The organism is Micromonospora sp. ABR4_055 (assembly GCF_056160425.1).
On sequence record NZ_JBSWXD010000171.1, the window covers coordinates 1 to 13,334 of the forward strand.

28 protein-coding genes are annotated in these 13,334 nt (G+C 67.9%); 22 read left to right on the forward strand and 6 right to left on the reverse strand.

Annotation, left to right across the window (positions count from 1 at the left end; translation table 11 throughout):
* Positions 1 to 116 precede the first annotated feature (116 nt).
* Genes ACXAHD_RS27530 through ACXAHD_RS27560 form a run of 7 tightly spaced genes read left to right on the forward strand, consistent with a single transcriptional unit; the run spans position 117 to position 2,945 of the window.
* Positions 117 to 764 (forward strand): hypothetical protein, encoded by a 648-nt coding sequence (locus ACXAHD_RS27530; protein ID WP_475054193.1) that lies wholly within the window; start codon positions 117 to 119, stop codon positions 762 to 764.
* Positions 761 to 1,195 (forward strand): hypothetical protein, encoded by a 435-nt coding sequence (locus ACXAHD_RS27535; RefSeq protein ID WP_475054195.1) that lies wholly within the window; start codon positions 761 to 763, stop codon positions 1,193 to 1,195. The genes ACXAHD_RS27530 and ACXAHD_RS27535 overlap by 4 nt, the downstream gene beginning before the upstream one ends.
* Complete coding sequence (locus ACXAHD_RS27540) at positions 1,192 to 1,593, forward strand: hypothetical protein (protein ID WP_475054197.1); 402 nt, start codon at positions 1,192 to 1,194, stop codon at positions 1,591 to 1,593. The genes ACXAHD_RS27535 and ACXAHD_RS27540 overlap by 4 nt, the downstream gene beginning before the upstream one ends.
* Complete coding sequence (locus tag ACXAHD_RS27545; protein ID WP_475054199.1) at positions 1,590 to 1,724, forward strand: hypothetical protein; 135 nt, start codon at positions 1,590 to 1,592, stop codon at positions 1,722 to 1,724. Before ACXAHD_RS27540 ends, ACXAHD_RS27545 begins: the two co-directional genes overlap by 4 nt.
* Entirely contained in the window at positions 1,721 to 2,215 is a 495-nt protein-coding gene (locus ACXAHD_RS27550; protein ID WP_475054201.1) for a hypothetical protein, read from the forward strand. The genes ACXAHD_RS27545 and ACXAHD_RS27550 overlap by 4 nt, the downstream gene beginning before the upstream one ends.
* On the forward strand, positions 2,208 to 2,600 hold the full coding sequence (locus ACXAHD_RS27555; protein ID WP_475054205.1) for a hypothetical protein: 393 nt from the start codon (positions 2,208 to 2,210) through the stop codon (positions 2,598 to 2,600). Before ACXAHD_RS27550 ends, ACXAHD_RS27555 begins: the two co-directional genes overlap by 8 nt.
* 51 nt (positions 2,601 to 2,651) lie before the next feature.
* Positions 2,652 to 2,945, forward strand: a complete 294-nt coding sequence (locus tag ACXAHD_RS27560; RefSeq protein WP_475054209.1) for a hypothetical protein — start codon at positions 2,652 to 2,654, stop codon at positions 2,943 to 2,945.
* Here the strand turns inward: ACXAHD_RS27560 and ACXAHD_RS27565 are convergent.
* Positions 2,914 to 3,315, reverse strand: coding sequence for a hypothetical protein (locus tag ACXAHD_RS27565; protein ID WP_475054212.1), 402 nt, complete (start codon positions 3,313 to 3,315; stop codon positions 2,914 to 2,916). The genes ACXAHD_RS27560 and ACXAHD_RS27565 overlap by 32 nt on opposite strands.
* A 257-nt stretch (positions 3,316 to 3,572) precedes the next feature.
* Here ACXAHD_RS27565 and ACXAHD_RS27570 point away from each other — a divergent pair, with 257 nt between their 5' ends.
* A complete protein-coding gene (locus tag ACXAHD_RS27570) occupies positions 3,573 to 4,058 on the forward strand; it encodes a hypothetical protein (protein ID WP_475054215.1) in 486 nt (161 codons plus the stop codon).
* A gap of 177 nt (positions 4,059 to 4,235) precedes the next feature.
* Positions 4,236 to 4,763: a DUF433 domain-containing protein gene (locus tag ACXAHD_RS27575; protein WP_475054217.1), complete on the forward strand. Its 528-nt coding sequence runs from the start codon at positions 4,236 to 4,238 to the stop codon at positions 4,761 to 4,763.
* Positions 4,764 to 4,910: 147 nt separating this feature from the next.
* Here the strand turns inward: ACXAHD_RS27575 and ACXAHD_RS27580 are convergent, their stop codons facing one another.
* Complete coding sequence (locus ACXAHD_RS27580) at positions 4,911 to 5,282, reverse strand: excalibur calcium-binding domain-containing protein (RefSeq protein ID WP_475054218.1); 372 nt, start codon at positions 5,280 to 5,282, stop codon at positions 4,911 to 4,913.
* Positions 5,283 to 5,356: 74 nt separating this feature from the next.
* Positions 5,357 to 5,671 (reverse strand): hypothetical protein, encoded by a 315-nt coding sequence (locus ACXAHD_RS27585; protein ID WP_475054221.1) that lies wholly within the window; start codon positions 5,669 to 5,671, stop codon positions 5,357 to 5,359.
* Between the two features lie 163 nt (positions 5,672 to 5,834).
* On the opposite strand from ACXAHD_RS27585, the gene ACXAHD_RS27590 reads away from it, so the two are divergent.
* From ACXAHD_RS27590 to ACXAHD_RS27645, 12 genes are read left to right on the forward strand one after another with little or no spacing between them, the layout of a single operon-like run.
* The gene (locus ACXAHD_RS27590) at positions 5,835 to 6,125 is read left to right on the forward strand and encodes a hypothetical protein (RefSeq protein ID WP_475054223.1); all 291 of its coding nucleotides are present in this window, start codon (positions 5,835 to 5,837) and stop codon (positions 6,123 to 6,125) included.
* Complete coding sequence (locus ACXAHD_RS27595) at positions 6,122 to 6,364, forward strand: hypothetical protein (RefSeq protein ID WP_475054225.1); 243 nt, start codon at positions 6,122 to 6,124, stop codon at positions 6,362 to 6,364. The genes ACXAHD_RS27590 and ACXAHD_RS27595 overlap by 4 nt, the downstream gene beginning before the upstream one ends.
* A gap of 1 nt (position 6,365) precedes the next feature.
* Positions 6,366 to 6,740, forward strand: coding sequence for an SAV_6107 family HEPN domain-containing protein (locus ACXAHD_RS27600; RefSeq protein ID WP_475054227.1), 375 nt, complete (start codon positions 6,366 to 6,368; stop codon positions 6,738 to 6,740).
* Entirely contained in the window at positions 6,737 to 6,991 is a 255-nt protein-coding gene (locus ACXAHD_RS27605) for a hypothetical protein (protein ID WP_475054231.1), read from the forward strand. Before ACXAHD_RS27600 ends, ACXAHD_RS27605 begins: the two co-directional genes overlap by 4 nt.
* Positions 6,988 to 7,338: a hypothetical protein gene (locus tag ACXAHD_RS27610; RefSeq protein WP_475054233.1), complete on the forward strand. Its 351-nt coding sequence runs from the start codon at positions 6,988 to 6,990 to the stop codon at positions 7,336 to 7,338. Before ACXAHD_RS27605 ends, ACXAHD_RS27610 begins: the two co-directional genes overlap by 4 nt.
* The gene (locus ACXAHD_RS27615; protein ID WP_475054236.1) at positions 7,331 to 7,612 is read left to right on the forward strand and encodes a hypothetical protein; all 282 of its coding nucleotides are present in this window, start codon (positions 7,331 to 7,333) and stop codon (positions 7,610 to 7,612) included. Before ACXAHD_RS27610 ends, ACXAHD_RS27615 begins: the two co-directional genes overlap by 8 nt.
* Entirely contained in the window at positions 7,612 to 7,812 is a 201-nt protein-coding gene (locus ACXAHD_RS27620) for a hypothetical protein (protein ID WP_475054240.1), read from the forward strand. Before ACXAHD_RS27615 ends, ACXAHD_RS27620 begins: the two co-directional genes overlap by 1 nt.
* Positions 7,809 to 8,051: a hypothetical protein gene (locus tag ACXAHD_RS27625; protein WP_475054244.1), complete on the forward strand. Its 243-nt coding sequence runs from the start codon at positions 7,809 to 7,811 to the stop codon at positions 8,049 to 8,051. Before ACXAHD_RS27620 ends, ACXAHD_RS27625 begins: the two co-directional genes overlap by 4 nt.
* Positions 8,048 to 8,260 (forward strand): hypothetical protein, encoded by a 213-nt coding sequence (locus ACXAHD_RS27630; protein ID WP_475054247.1) that lies wholly within the window; start codon positions 8,048 to 8,050, stop codon positions 8,258 to 8,260. The genes ACXAHD_RS27625 and ACXAHD_RS27630 overlap by 4 nt, the downstream gene beginning before the upstream one ends.
* Complete coding sequence (locus ACXAHD_RS27635; protein ID WP_475054249.1) at positions 8,257 to 8,508, forward strand: hypothetical protein; 252 nt, start codon at positions 8,257 to 8,259, stop codon at positions 8,506 to 8,508. The genes ACXAHD_RS27630 and ACXAHD_RS27635 overlap by 4 nt, the downstream gene beginning before the upstream one ends.
* Entirely contained in the window at positions 8,508 to 8,861 is a 354-nt protein-coding gene (locus ACXAHD_RS27640) for a MazG-like family protein (protein WP_475054252.1), read from the forward strand. Before ACXAHD_RS27635 ends, ACXAHD_RS27640 begins: the two co-directional genes overlap by 1 nt.
* Positions 8,858 to 9,043 carry a phosphatase domain-containing protein gene (locus ACXAHD_RS27645; protein WP_475054254.1) on the forward strand — a complete coding sequence of 62 codons (186 nt, stop codon included), beginning with the start codon at positions 8,858 to 8,860 and terminating at the stop codon, positions 9,041 to 9,043. Before ACXAHD_RS27640 ends, ACXAHD_RS27645 begins: the two co-directional genes overlap by 4 nt.
* Here ACXAHD_RS27645 and ACXAHD_RS27650 read toward each other — a convergent pair.
* Both ACXAHD_RS27650 and ACXAHD_RS27655 read right to left on the reverse strand, forming a co-directional pair.
* Positions 9,026 to 9,775: a helix-turn-helix domain-containing protein gene (locus ACXAHD_RS27650; RefSeq protein WP_475054256.1), complete on the reverse strand. Its 750-nt coding sequence runs from the start codon at positions 9,773 to 9,775 to the stop codon at positions 9,026 to 9,028. The two genes, ACXAHD_RS27645 and ACXAHD_RS27650, sit on opposite strands and share 18 nt — an antisense overlap.
* Complete coding sequence (locus tag ACXAHD_RS27655; RefSeq protein WP_475054260.1) at positions 9,757 to 10,650, reverse strand: helix-turn-helix domain-containing protein; 894 nt, start codon at positions 10,648 to 10,650, stop codon at positions 9,757 to 9,759. Before ACXAHD_RS27655 ends, ACXAHD_RS27650 begins: the two co-directional genes overlap by 19 nt.
* Positions 10,651 to 11,224: 574 nt before the next feature.
* On the opposite strand from ACXAHD_RS27655, the gene ACXAHD_RS27660 reads away from it, so the two are divergent.
* Positions 11,225 to 11,617 carry a hypothetical protein gene (locus ACXAHD_RS27660; RefSeq protein ID WP_475054263.1) on the forward strand — a complete coding sequence of 131 codons (393 nt, stop codon included), beginning with the start codon at positions 11,225 to 11,227 and terminating at the stop codon, positions 11,615 to 11,617.
* Between the two features lie 215 nt (positions 11,618 to 11,832).
* Here ACXAHD_RS27660 and ACXAHD_RS27665 read toward each other — a convergent pair whose 3' ends face one another.
* Positions 11,833 to 13,293 carry a recombinase family protein gene (locus tag ACXAHD_RS27665; RefSeq protein ID WP_475054267.1) on the reverse strand — a complete coding sequence of 487 codons (1,461 nt, stop codon included), beginning with the start codon at positions 13,291 to 13,293 and terminating at the stop codon, positions 11,833 to 11,835.
* Positions 13,294 to 13,334: the final 41 nt, after the last annotated feature.

Genomic DNA, 13,334 nt, shown 5'->3' on the forward strand with positions numbered 1-13,334 from the left:
GACCTCCACGACCGCGCCGACACCTTCGCCGTCTACGACATCTGACAAACAATGATCAAGTCAGACATAGAGGAACAACGCCGGGGCCGTGGGAATATCTCCACACTCCGAGTAGGATGGAAGACGTGTTCAAACGCCGCCCCGCATGGCACGACAACGACGGCTTCCCGTTCGAACTACTCACCCGCCACCGGCCGCCACGCCCCTGGCGCAGCCTCCACGAGACCTTCAACCTCCCCCAACGGGTACTGCGTCGAAAAGCCGCCGTTCACGAGGCCGGACACGTCGTCACCGCGCTCGTCAGCGAAAGCCGCCGAAACGACCCCGCCGTCGTCGAGGTAGCGGTAGCCGCCGACTACGGCAAACGCCCCAGCAACGAACCCGCCGGCTACGTGCGATGGGGACCACACACCCCGCTCGCATGGAACTGGAACGACCACGCGGTCATGTGCGCGGCCGGACAACAAGCAGAACACCGATGGCTCCACGAGCAGGGCCTGTTGACGGAAGAACGGGCGTGGGCAGTCGAAGCAGTAGCCGGCGAAGACCGACTCGTTGCCCAGAGTCTGGCCGTCGCCAAGCCTGTCCGTATCAGCTTCGGCGCACCCGGCACCGCCGACGTGGACTGGCAGGAGCTGCTGGACCAGGCCGACCGCCTGTTGGCCGCGAATTGGCCGGTGGTGATAGCCCTCGCCGAAGCTGTCGACCAGGCAGGCAGGCTGACCGGTGACGAGGTTGTCGAGATTGTCAGGGCCGCCCGATGACCGCTATCCCCGCTGGCCACCAGCCGCCCACACCCGGCCCCGACGAAGACTGCTGGTGGTGTGGGAGCCGCAAACACTCCACCGGCCGCCACCAACTTCCAGACGACCCCGACGACCGTGAAGCGCTCTCGACGCTGCGGGACATGCTGGCGTTCCGGGAAGCCTCCCGCCGCAACGGCGTCGCTGGTGACGGGCACGGCTGGTTCCGCAACGACGAAGACCAGGCCGACTGCTACCGGATCGCCGCCAACCTGCTGCCCCTGTTCACCGCACGGTGGGAGTACGGCGTCCGGTTCCACGACCCGGACATGACCCTGCCGGCCGATGACCGCAGCCACGCCGAACTCGTCCGCCGAGCAGTGTCGCTGTCCGGGGTGGTCGTTCGCGTGCTCGTGGCCTCGCACAGCGGTGTTATGGAGCCGGCCCCGTGACCGGCGGCCGGGGTGCGGCGTGGGATCTCCACGACAGGTGCACCCCCGACGGCGACATCCCCACCCGACGCCAACTGTGGTGGAACACCCGACGCGTCGACCAGAAGCAGTCCGCCCACTACTGGTCGGAGCCCGGCCGCGCCGGGGTGGTGCCCGCTGTTGAGGCGTGGCTGATGCGGGTGACCATCACCCGCTGGATTGGCCCACCGGTCGTGGTGTGGATCGTTGACGGGCAGGTGCAGGTGTACGACCACCACGGCCGGGTCCGCACCTACGAAAGCTGCCATGCGTGGGCGTCCGAGACGGATGCCCGCCAGGATTTCGACGCGCACCGGCACATCAGGCCAAGGCTGGCCGGCGAATCAACCACCCCTACCCGGCCGGGACCGCCGCAGTGAGTGTCCGCCGCCTGGTCGAGGTGTACTGCAACGGGCCGTCCGGCGGCGAATGCCCCACCTCGGCAGCCTGGACCGACGCCGGTACCGCCGCACAGATCCTTGAACTCCTCAACGAACGGACCGCCTCATGAGCGACGACCTCACACCCGAACAGCTCGCGGCCGACAACCGGCAACTCCGCGACGAACTGGCCCACTGGCGATCCGGGCGCCGATTCCGAGGCACCCGGCCACCCACCGCCGCGCCCGACGGCCTGGGCCTCGCAGCCCGCCTCGCCCGAGCCCAGTACGACGACGACGAAACCCACGACCGCCTACTGAACGCCGCCTCACACATTCTCAAGACGTTGCACGACGCTGCGGCACGGATGGAAGAAGAACTACAGCACCTCAACGAGGGAGCGGCGTGGCGGGTCCAGTGGTATGCGCTGCGGTTCGGCCCTGACGGTCCGGAGCAGGCACAAGGCCGGCACGACTTCGACACCGAAGCCGAGGCCCGCGCCTACCTGGCCTCTGACGAAGTCCAGTCCCGGATCAGCGACCTGTGGCGGGTCGAACTACAACGCCAGTCGCCGTGGATCACCGTGGAAGCAGGCAGTTACGCGAAGGAGTCCCGTGGGTGACATCGTGATCAAGCAGGCCCCTGACCTCGACGCCTACATCCTGTGGTCCACCAACGTCGAATCACCCATCGCCTGCGGCAACCGCGCCGAGATGAACGCCCACCTCGCCGACTACTGGAACATCCGACACCCCGGCGAAACCCCGCCCCCGCTCGCTGACCCCGAGGCACGGCTGCGGAGGGCCGACACCACCGGCACCTCCGCTGTCGGCGGGTTCGCGTTCTTCGGTGCCTGGGACTACGACTCGTTCGTGTACGAGCAGCGAGGGCTGCTTCGACGGCGGCATCTGCTGCGTGCCGCCGAGTTGGTGTGTGACGGCCGCGACGCGGAGGTGTGGGACCTGCTGATCCCTTTCGAAGACCGGACGGAGGTGCGCCGTGGTTAACCACACCACCGTCAGCGTCGAGCCAGGCGAATACGCGAAGGAACCCAGCCCGTGACCCAGCCACCGGCCCGCGTCGGCGTCATCACCTGGGACTGGAAAGAACAGCCCAACATCCTCGCTCTCGCCCAGATCATCCACGACCTGTCCGACGGCCGCATCCACCTCACCCAGATCACCGACACCGGCAGCGACCAGCACGCGGTGATCGTTTCCACCGTGCCGGTCGACCAGGCCACCGCACGGCAGGTGTTCGGGCGATGGTGGGTGTCAGAAGACCGCGCCGACGTGTTCTCGCTCGACGACCCGCCGGACGTCACCGACCAAGAAAGCTCTGCCGCATCCTGATGACCAGGTCTTCGCCGCCCAGCTGATGCTCCGGATAGCGGCGGGGACGCTGACCGGCGACCGTGAACTCGTAAACGCCGTGCCCGGCCGGCACCTCAGCGTTGAACAGCAGCACACACGCCAAGGTGCCGGCCTCCGCGGTCGTCAACGACGTCGCCACCAGCTGCCGGCCGTCACCGTCGGAGACGACCACCGGGGCACCAAGATGCACGTCAGCAAGGCTGCCTTTGCCTGTGCAGCCGTCGGTGGCGGTGTAGTCAGGGGCGTGGATCGACACCACCCCAACGATGTCGATGGTGTCTTCGGGTGTGGTGCAGGCGGACACGGCCAACACGGCGGCGGCGGTGAGTGCGGCGAGGCGGGAACGCATCCCGGCATCATCCGGGGCACCCCGGTCCGGCCGCGACAGGTCGTCGGCAACACGACACCAGCGAATCAGGAGCACAGCATGCCGCGTATGCCCGGCAGATACGCCCAACCGTGGTGCCCGCACTGCCACAAACCCGCCGGCCCAGACTGCACCAGCCGGGCGTTGTCACCGCGGCAGGTCCGCCGCCGGCTCGCAGACGAACTCCGCCGCGAAACCGCAGCATTGTCGAAGTTGTCCACCCGCCCAGAGGAGACACGTTGAAACGCACCTACCTTGCGGGAATGCTCGCCCACCTGATCGGCCGGTCCGCGCATCCAGGTATCCCCTCGGTGGTGCCGTGGCAGGGGCCAAACCCGACGCCGACCCAGACGGGTATGCACGTCCGGTTCACCAACGGCGCCGAGCTGTTCATCAAGGTGATCGGCACCTCCGGCCCCGGCGGCGGGCACTCCGACGGCCCGGACAGGTTCGACCCCGCCGACATCCCGGGTGACGTCGCAGGGATCGGCGGCGACGGCCCGTACTGGGCTTCCGCGTTCCTAGGCTTCGCCTGCGACCTGCTGGAAGCGTGCCGGCATCCGGAGATCGGCGAGATCCGCAGGCCACGACCGTCCGGGCAGGTGTCCGCCACCGTCACCCTCCCCGCCGGACACAAGGCCCACCTGCTCGCGGTGCGGGCTGTTGGGCCCGGCGGAAAGCCGTCAAGGATGCCGGACTACGAGCTCGATACGGCGATGCGCTAGCCCGATCGGCTGACAGGGTAGTGACTCGCCTGACCGCCACTATCCGGACACGGTTGAGATCAGATGGTTGGCGTCACCGTGCCATCACCGGCTTGACACCAACGCGGCGTTCGACGTCGCCTTCGACCTCGGTTGGGGTGGTCAGACGGTCGCGGCTTGACGGATAGGCTTGCATGCGTGACCGCCGATCTGCTGCGCGCCGTCTGGGATGACGGCACGCACGTCTATATATCGACTTCGTGCCTTCACGGCGAGCATGAGCATTGCCGGTCGGCGGTCAGCGCGGCCGGCGGCCCGAAGAAGCCGGGCACCTGCAAGCACTGCAGCGCGGTCTGCCAGTGCGCGGTGTGCGGCCACACCACGCCGGAGCCTGCCCCGGCACCCGCGAAGGTGGATCGGCCGGTGATCCGGGTTGATCCGGGCATGCGGTGGGGCTACCCGCATATCGGCGGGGTCGGCACGGATGCGATCGCCGGCATGGTCATGGCCGGGGAGGACCCAGCCACGGTGGCCGACGAGTACAACACGTCGGTGCACGGGGTGCTGCTGGCGTGCTGGTTCGAGGGCACCCACGGCCACTACCAGGCGGAGTGGGGTGGCTGGGCGAACGACGTGTACGACCGGCTAGCAGCCCGACTCGTGGACGTGGCCGGGGTCGAGGGGCCGCCGGACCGCGCCGAACTCGGACTGCCTGCGCCGGACTGACTCATACGCACCCGCGCATAGGGGTTACGCGGCGCGCATAGCCGGACGTTGGCGTCGCAAACCTGTGCGCGCATAGCCGGCGCTGGACGCGACGACGCCCCGAACCTGGTCGAGGTTCGGAGCGACGTCTGTGTCAGTGTTGACTGCTCATTCGCAGCCGACGCCGTCGCCGTCACGGTCCAGGTGGCTGCCGTAGCCGGGGTCACCGCGGTACACCGGTGCAGCGCCTGCCGCCCGTGCTGCGGAGCAGTTCTTGTAGTAGACCGGGGGTTCGTAGTCGTCGACGTCCGGTTCGGGTTCGGGGATGTCGACCGGGTCCGGGTCGGCCGGCGGCGGGGGTGGCGGGGTAGGACTCGGCGTCGGGCTCGGAGTGGGAGACGGGGTCGGCGACGGGGTTGGGCTGGCCGCAGCCGACGGGCTCGGTTCGCCGGCCGGGTCCTCGGTGGTGGCGCATCCTGCGACGGCGAGGATCAGAGCTATCGGCAGTACGGCGAGTGTCGTGGGTGGGTGGGTTCGCATCCGGGCAGTGTGCCGTGCACGGCGGCGGGTTGCTGCCCTGTGGTGGGCAAGAGTCGGATGGTCGACGGCAGTAGTCAGTTGAACTTCTCCCCCGCCTTGTTGATCATCGACGGGATGTCGTCGAAGGGCTCAACTCCGAACGCGCGGAGGATCTGCCGGACCCGCTCCGGGCCAAGCCCAGTCAGTTTGCTGATCTCAGCTGGTCGGCGTCGTGCGCGGCCGGCTTCGGCGATCAGCTCATGCAGACCGGGTCGCATCGCGGCGACTTCGGCGGCGGATTCGGCCCGCCGCTGTTCGGCCCTGCGGGCGGCGGTGACGCGGCGTTCGTGCCGGCGGACGGCGTCCTTGTAGGCGGCTCCGGCGGCGGCTAGCGGGTCTTCGTCGGCCATACGCCCCATCTTGTCATGCCGGTTTGCACCAACTGGTGGCGGGTTTTTGCGCCCTTAGCAAACCCCCAACGGCTTGCTTGTGTTTGGGCACAACATGAGATTACTGTTTGGGGATGCCCGACGATGTGACTGTCCTGTTGCCCCTGCTCGCGAAGGACCATGCATGTTCTTGAACGATCTGATCGCCGAGGCCAACGAGTCGGCCGTCACCCATTACCAGTCCGGCATGTTCGACCGGGAACGGTCGCTGGCCGTGTTGACCGCGAACGGCGTGTCCGCTGACCGTGCGGCGACGATGCTCGACACCCCGGTCGACCCGGCCGCGTTTGACCGGCACGGCACTTGGCCGTGTCGGTGGTTTTCCATGTCGGACGACGGCCGTCGCTGTGCTGTCGCCGGTGACCACACCGTGCACCGTGACGGCAGCGGCAACGAATGGGGCGGCGAGGCGTGAACGCGTCGATCGAGCACCAGGACGAGTCCGGCCGACGCTGCACCCCGCTCGGTGTGTTCCGTGACGGCATCCTGCTCGGCACTGTCGCTGACCTGTGCGACGAGCACGAGATTCACGCCGTGGCCACCCGCGACGGCGGCACCGACCGGGGCGTGGAGGTCCTGACCGTCTGCTGGCGGCACCCCGACACCGCCGCCGTGGACTGCACCGCGTGCGTGCCCGTCGAGGAAGGAAACTGACATGTCCGCCCCTCAAACCCCGGAACGACTGCTAGCCCTCGCACGCCACTGCCTTGACGAAGCTGCAGTGATTCGGCAGGAAGGCTTACGGTACGCGAAAGCCCACCTCGCTGCGCTGCGGGCTGCTGGGGCGTTGGTCGCTAAGGCGCGGCCGGACCTGGCCCGAGGGCCGAAGCCGAGCATGTGGGTGCTGCTGGCGGAAGCCCGGCCGGAGCTCGCGGAGTGGGCAACGTTCTTCGCCAACCAGACTGCGACCCGCGCTGCTGTGGAGGCGGGTATCCCCCGGCAGGTCACCGCCGAGGAGGCCGACGAGCTGCTGGCCCGCGCCCGCGAGTTCGTCACCGTGGTTGAGCAGCAGATCGAGGTGGCCCGGTGAAGACGTTCGCCCGCAAGATGGCGCAGGCGTTGGCTGCCCGCACCCCGACACCGCCACCCCGCTGGGCGCCACCCGACCCTGTCACTGTCGCCGGCAGGAAGTGGTGGTGGATCGACCGGTGTGGTCCGGGCTGCTGGCATCCCAACCCGGACGGGTCAGGGCGGTGCCTGTCCTGGCAGGCACTACTTGACCTCGCCTACGACGCCGGGTGGGGCACCACCCAGGACAACCAGAACGGAGACCCCCGATGACGACCACCACCTTCGCCCCCGGAAACCCCTACCACCCGCCCGCCGACGCCGTCGGGCTCAGCGCCATCCGGATCCTCAAGAACGGCACCATGCGCCAGTACTCGGCCGTCGAGTTCGAGCGGGGCTGGAACGGCGTCGAGCACTTCGTGCGAACCCTCCGCGTCCTCGGCTACGTGAAGCCGTCATCGCCCGATCCCAGCTATGCCGTCCTCGACGTCATCAACGCCGACGGCGACATCATCGGCGACTACGACATCCCCACAGCCGCCGCGCTCCGATACATCAAGCGCAAGCTGAAACTGACCGTCGTCCACCCACCAGCGGAAGCGACCCGCAGCCATGACTGACCTCCGCGTGAGCGGCCTCGACCACATCACCCTCGACACCATCGGCGGCTGCGCCATCCTGCTCCGCACCGAACACCCCGCCGACACGCTGCCCGACCACCCCGACGCCAGCGACGAGCAGCGGGCCGCGTTCTTGCAAGCCCGGCTCAACGACGCCATCGCCGCTGCCGGAACGGCGGACCGGATTCGCAAGCTGTGTGAACTGGCCGCCGCAGCCGGCATGTGGACCGAGGCCCAGGAGCGCAGCGGGGTCAGCTCAGACGAGGACGGCTGATGCCGACGACCATCCGCCACCGGGAGGCTCCGCCCGCGTTGGGCTGCCGCTGGTGCGGCTACGAACGGGCCGTTCACGGCCAGCAGTGGGTGCCGAACCGCGTCCACGTCTGGACGGAGCCGACCCGCGACCAGATCGAAGCCCGCATGCGCGCCCGCCTCAACCGTGAAGCCGCACACCAGAAGGAGGTCCGCACATGATGACCGAGGACGAGATTCGCCGCGACGAGCGGCAGCGGACCGCTGAAGCGATCGCCCGCGCGATCGAGGTAGCGAAGGGCACGCGATGCTCGACCTGCGGAGGCAAGCCAGCCTCCAGAAAGTACCGAGGGCTCACACTGCACGGCCGCTGCGGTGCCGGCCACACGTGGGAGTTGCGTAGTCGCGACTGGCAGGACGCTGCAGCGGTCGCCCGCCGGTATGGAAAGGAGACCTCGTGAACGACACCGTCTACGGCTGGTGCTTCAGCCACGGCGTCCTGCACAGCTTCGCCCCCGACAACCTATGGTGCACCGCCGAATGGGTGCGACTCGACGCAAACAGCCGAGACGAAGCCCTACAGGCCAAGGCCGCCATGTTTGGTGATGCCCGGTTCCTCAACGAGTTGCCGTTGGAGACCCAGGTCGAGATCACGCAGGCCACGCCATGACCGGCACGTCACCGCGCCGGGTTGTGTTCCTGTCCCGACTGTTCCAACGCTCCCGCACCGCCCGATACCTGTTCCTCCTCGCCGTGTTCCCGCCCGCATGGCTCGCCGACAAGGCCCGACGTGTCAACCCGCCCGCCCAGTTCAGTGTTGGCCTCCAATGGGCGCGTACCGGCAAAGGCGTCGTCGAGCCGGCCACCCAAACCTCCGACACTCCTGCCACCGTCAACCGACTCCCGAAGGCGACCTGATGACAACCACCGACACCGCCCCGATCACCGCCGACCTGCTTACCGCAGTCCGCCGAGCCACTGCCTGGCTCAACGACGCCAACGGATGCGACCACCTCGAACTCCTGCTCCGGATCAACAAGATCACCGAAGAGATGGGAGAAGTGTCCGCCGCCCTCATCGGCTGGACCGGCCAGAACCCCCGCAAAGGCGTCACCCACAGCCAAGACGACGTGCACCGGGAACTGGTTGACGTTGCCCTCGCCGCACTGACGGCGCTCGCCTCCATGCCCGGCGTCGACCTGGAGCAGGTGGTCGCGGATGCGGTCGCCGGCCTGAACACCCGATTCGACCAGATGGGAGTCCCCCGTTGACCCGACGCCGTGCTGTGATCGTCGACATCGACGGCACCCTCGCCCTCCGGCAAGAGCCCGGCCGTAGCCCGTACGACTGGGACCGGGGCGGCGAAGACCTCCCCAACCTGCCTGTCATCGAACTCGTCCAGACGATCGCCGCCGAACTCGTCGCCCGGCAGCGGTCAGGACAACACGCTTAGCCGCGTCGAAGGGCTCGGCCCCACCCACATCACCACCTCACGAAACCCGGCCGTCCGTCCGCCGGCCGTCTGCACCCGCCACACCTTCACCGCAGGATCGTCAACGACCGCAGCAGACTCCCACCCTGCTGCGGTCGTCGCATGTTTGGAACACGCCGCCGCCATAGCTGCTTCTACCGCCGGGTCGTACGGGAAGTAGGACTGGATGGTGCGCCAACGCGCCACCAGTTCGCCTACCTCGGTCGGCCAGTCGGCGATGGTCCGCCGCCCACCGGGTCCGATCGCCCACCCGATCAGGTTGGTCAGCCTGGGCGGCATCACCGTACGGGCTGCCTGATTGGCGGCGAGGACCGTCCACCGGTGGTCGTATACGACAGCCGGATCCGCGATCCCGTCGACCAGGTGCTGCAGCAGGTTGATGTCTGGGGTCGGTGCGGGCGCGGCCTGCGGGTGCGTCAGCCGGTGCAGGTAGCCGCGCTGCGCCGCTGTCATCTTCAGCGCGCGGAGAAGCCCGGCTGTCAGTCGTGGGCCTGGTGGCCGCTCCCCCCGTTCTACTGCCTCGTATGTGCGGGTCGTGACCCCGGCTGCGGCAGCGAGTTGGGTTTGTGTCACCCACGGGTGGCGTCCTCGGGGCGACTGGACGACACCGATGTCGGCTGGGCGGGTGGAGTGCCGGAGCCGCCGAAGCCAGGGGCCGAGCCGGGGGTCGGCTGTCACCGACAGGCTGTGCATGCGTCGTCGGATCGGACCCGCGGCTCGGGGTGGCCGGCGGGTAGCAGGAAGGTGACGAGCCGGCGTTCGTCTTCGGGTCGCATCGGCTGGAGGATGACCATCGACACGGGGGTTTCGTGCTGGGACGCGTCGGCCGTGTTCGGGTCGGTGTGTCCGGGTTGCCGCATCCACCGCTGTTCGGTCACCTGTGCGACATACACGGACGCCTCTACATCCCACCACTGGTCTACATAGGTGCTGTGCGTTCGCAGTTGGCCGATGAGGCGTTGCAGCGCAGCGTCTTCCGGGAATCGTGACCACACTGCGCGGACCTGCGCGACGAAGGAGGGAGCGACGGTTTCCTCCCATCGGGCGAAGACGTGTTGGCTGTGCGGATCGCACATGATCCACTGCGCCATGTTGCGCCTCTCGGGCGGCAGGTTGTCGATATCCGCGAGCCAGCCGCTGAGCCAGGTCGCCGCAGCACGGTTGGCGGCGAGGACCGTCCAGGACAGGTCTGTGACGTAGGCGGGGTGCGGCATCAACGCGTCCGTCATGCGCGCCAGCCCTGCGTCGGGGGCAGTCAGATAGCCCTGTCCAGGCGGTTCGGCGCCAGCAGCGAGCCGCCACAGGGTACGCGTCTCGTCGGGCGACAGGCGCAGGGCGGACGCGATCCGGTCGAGAAGGTCACGGCTTGGGTGTGCCGCGCCTCGCTCCAGGTAGGCGATGGTACGGACGGCGTAGCCGGTTGCCTCGGCGAGGTCGGCTTGACTGACGCCGCCGTGGTGGCCGGGGCGTGGTGGTAGGCCGATTGATTCGCGGCTGGCGGTGGAGCGCTTCCAACGCAGGAAGTCACGCAGCATCTGCTGCCGGCTTGGCGTGTTCTGGTTGTGCATTGTCTTACCTGGTTCTCCCCGTTGACCTTGACGGTTGACGATAGCTAATCCGCAAGCTGGTTGCTAGCAGGGCAAGGTGGCTACCACCCCAGTCAGGGATGCGTCAGACTGGACGGCCTGCACAACGTGATCATGCGGTTGCACACCGGATAGGCCGTCTGGCCATGGCAGATGTACGCACAGACGAGCCCGGCTCGTCCTCACCGGCGGCACCCTGCCCGGCCGGGTGACCGTCTCCACAACAAGAAGGGGGCGCATCGATGACTGCATGCACACAAGCCGACTAGCCCGTACGACCAGTCGCGCCGCAGCGGCGTTAACGACCGAGAGAGCACCAGGGTTACGCAACTCTAGTCAAAGTAAATCCGACAGCACCCACCAGAACCCCTATGCCAACCCCAGCCCTGATTCTTCCCGGCCATCGACAGCCGCACCACCGCCACAGGCTACTCAGAACGAGCCGCTGATCTACTCAAGCACCAACCCGCCTGCGCTAACGTGAGCACTTGATCACCCACGAGGATGGCCCACCCAAGGCCGCCTTCTCCACCCTCCCAACCAAGGAGCGTCCGACGTGGATACCTCCGACGACACAGGCAGCAACCAGCCGCGCCTGTACCACTGGATCCTCGGCGGCCTGTTCGCCGCAACCACCTTCACCGCCGCAATCTGCTGGGGCACCCTCATGTGGAGCGCCGCAGTCGACGACGGCTCCCGCATCAGCCGCGCCGACGCCGTCCACATCGCCCTCTCCGCCACCTTCGGGTTCGCATCCATCGGAGCCGGAGCCGTATGGGTCAGCGCCTGGCTCAACGACCGGCGGTTCACCCGCCTCGAACGGCGCATCGACCAGCTACACAGGCTGCGCCAAGGCGACGCGGAAGCGGCGGAATTTCTTACCCAGGCGGAGACGGCCCTAGGAAGCCGGGTCTCACACCTTCCTCGCGCGCCTCGTGCGCGGGCCTAAGGCTAGGCAGCGGCCTTCCGGGTACCGCCATCCAGTCGTGCCGCGTGCTGGCGGGCGCGGGGGACTGTGAATGCCCGACGGATCGTCTCGACCTGGCTGCTGTCGAGGTCCGGCGCTGCTGCGACCAGCCGCGCGACGAGGTTCGGAAGTGGCGGGATCGGGGTCGGCATAGCGCAAGCTTGCGCTAACTTGCGCAAGAAAGCAAGAGACAGGGGTCAGGGGGTAAGCCCCAGATGCTCACCCCACGTCTTGCTGTCCCCTACCCACCGCGACCGGGCCAACCTACGCGGATCGAAATCGAACCGGATCCCCCGATCCCGCCTCGGATCCACCACAATGTCGGCCAACGCCAGGATCACCTCACGGCGTTGGAGGACCGGCACATCCACACGCCACCTGTCCGCCACATCCGTCGGATCCATGCCCCGTAACACGGCCGGCACCGACAACGCCTTAGCCCTCTGCTCGGCCTCACCGATCCGCCGCAGCCTGTCCTGCTCAACAGCGGCGATAGCAGCCGCAGTGAGTTGGTTCGCCGCGGCCTCGACATAAAACGCGTCCAGCCCAGCGCGGAGACGCGCCGCTTCCGCACGGGCTGCCGCTGCCGCAGGATGCTGGCCCGCAGGGGAGAACGCCGCAGCGGCATCAGGGCGCCGCAGTCTGGCAATGATCAAGGTGTCGACGAAGTCGTTGACCCAGTCGGCTCGGCAGCCGATCCGCGAGCATCGGCGACACGCGTACGCAGGATGCCCACGCCGGCTCAGGGACACCCGCAGCCGCACTGGACGTCCCAACGAGTCGGCCTCACAGACCCCGCAACGCGCGGCACCAGACAACTGCCATCGCAGTTCGGTGCCACGCTGGAGCCGCCGGGCCGGGTTGGTGACCAGCGCATGCACCTCGTCGAACAGCTCACCGGCGACAAGCGGAGGCCAATCCCCAGGGCCGATCACCTTGCCTTGGAAGATGCGCCGGCCCGCGTAGGACGGGTTCGTGGCGATACGCCGAACCGTAACTCCAGTCCACTCCGTGCCAGACGCGGTAGGGATGCCCCTGCTGTTGAAGGATCGCGCCACAGCGGTCAGCGGCTCTCCTGCGTTGACCCGGTCGAACACTTCACGGACGACCGCAGCCTGTTCGGGATGTTCGACCTGGCCGACGAGCCCTCCGCGTTCGCTGTACTGCCGGATGTAGCCGTACAGCAGCCGTCCGGGTGGCCGGCCGGCTTGGGCGCTGGTTCGCAGGCCGCGCCGGACGTTGTCTCGGATGACGTCGGCTTCGCGTTCGGCGAGCAGGGCGTCGAGACCGGTCGCGAACCGGTCGTCGGTTCGGCTCAGGTCGTACAGGCGGCCGTTGGCGCAGTACAGGACCCCGTGGTCGGCGCAGGCGTCACGGAGGCGTAGGTAGTCGTGAAGGTCTCGCTGGGCGCGGGATCCGGACCAGATGACGAGGACGTCGGCTTGTCCGGTTGCGAGGTAGGCGAGGAGTTTCGCGTATGCGGGTCGGTCTTTGCTGCGCCAGCGGGATGCGGACAGGTCGTTGTCGACGAACGGGTCTCGGGTGAGTGTCCAGCCGTTGCGGCGGATGACGGTGTGGCATTCGTTGAGTTGGCTGGTGACGGATCTGACTTCGCGGGTGGGGTCTGACGAGACCCGCGCGTAGATGACCGCTCGCATGCCGGTGATCGTACACGTGTTACGTACAGTCTCTGGGGACA

Coding starts and splice junctions, on each gene's coding strand:
- ACXAHD_RS27530 (WP_475054193.1), top strand. CDS start 117: ATGGAAGACGTGTTCAAACGCCGCCCCGCATGGCACGACAACGACGGC.
- ACXAHD_RS27535 (WP_475054195.1), top strand. CDS start 761: ATGACCGCTATCCCCGCTGGCCACCAGCCGCCCACACCCGGCCCCGAC.
- ACXAHD_RS27550 (WP_475054201.1), top strand. CDS start 1,721: ATGAGCGACGACCTCACACCCGAACAGCTCGCGGCCGACAACCGGCAA.
- ACXAHD_RS27565 (WP_475054212.1), bottom strand. CDS start 3,315: ATGCGTTCCCGCCTCGCCGCACTCACCGCCGCCGCCGTGTTGGCCGTG.
- ACXAHD_RS27580 (WP_475054218.1), bottom strand. CDS start 5,282: ATGCGAACCCACCCACCCACGACACTCGCCGTACTGCCGATAGCTCTG.
- ACXAHD_RS27585 (WP_475054221.1), bottom strand. CDS start 5,671: ATGGCCGACGAAGACCCGCTAGCCGCCGCCGGAGCCGCCTACAAGGAC.
- ACXAHD_RS27590 (WP_475054223.1), top strand. CDS start 5,835: ATGTTCTTGAACGATCTGATCGCCGAGGCCAACGAGTCGGCCGTCACC.
- ACXAHD_RS27600 (WP_475054227.1), top strand. CDS start 6,366: ATGTCCGCCCCTCAAACCCCGGAACGACTGCTAGCCCTCGCACGCCAC.
- ACXAHD_RS27610 (WP_475054233.1), top strand. CDS start 6,988: ATGACGACCACCACCTTCGCCCCCGGAAACCCCTACCACCCGCCCGCC.
- ACXAHD_RS27615 (WP_475054236.1), top strand. CDS start 7,331: ATGACTGACCTCCGCGTGAGCGGCCTCGACCACATCACCCTCGACACC.
- ACXAHD_RS27620 (WP_475054240.1), top strand. CDS start 7,612: ATGCCGACGACCATCCGCCACCGGGAGGCTCCGCCCGCGTTGGGCTGC.
- ACXAHD_RS27625 (WP_475054244.1), top strand. CDS start 7,809: ATGATGACCGAGGACGAGATTCGCCGCGACGAGCGGCAGCGGACCGCT.
- ACXAHD_RS27635 (WP_475054249.1), top strand. CDS start 8,257: ATGACCGGCACGTCACCGCGCCGGGTTGTGTTCCTGTCCCGACTGTTC.
- ACXAHD_RS27640 (WP_475054252.1), top strand. CDS start 8,508: ATGACAACCACCGACACCGCCCCGATCACCGCCGACCTGCTTACCGCA.
- ACXAHD_RS27650 (WP_475054256.1), bottom strand. CDS start 9,775: ATGCACAGCCTGTCGGTGACAGCCGACCCCCGGCTCGGCCCCTGGCTT.
- ACXAHD_RS27655 (WP_475054260.1), bottom strand. CDS start 10,650: ATGCACAACCAGAACACGCCAAGCCGGCAGCAGATGCTGCGTGACTTC.
- ACXAHD_RS27665 (WP_475054267.1), bottom strand. CDS start 13,293: ATGCGAGCGGTCATCTACGCGCGGGTCTCGTCAGACCCCACCCGCGAA.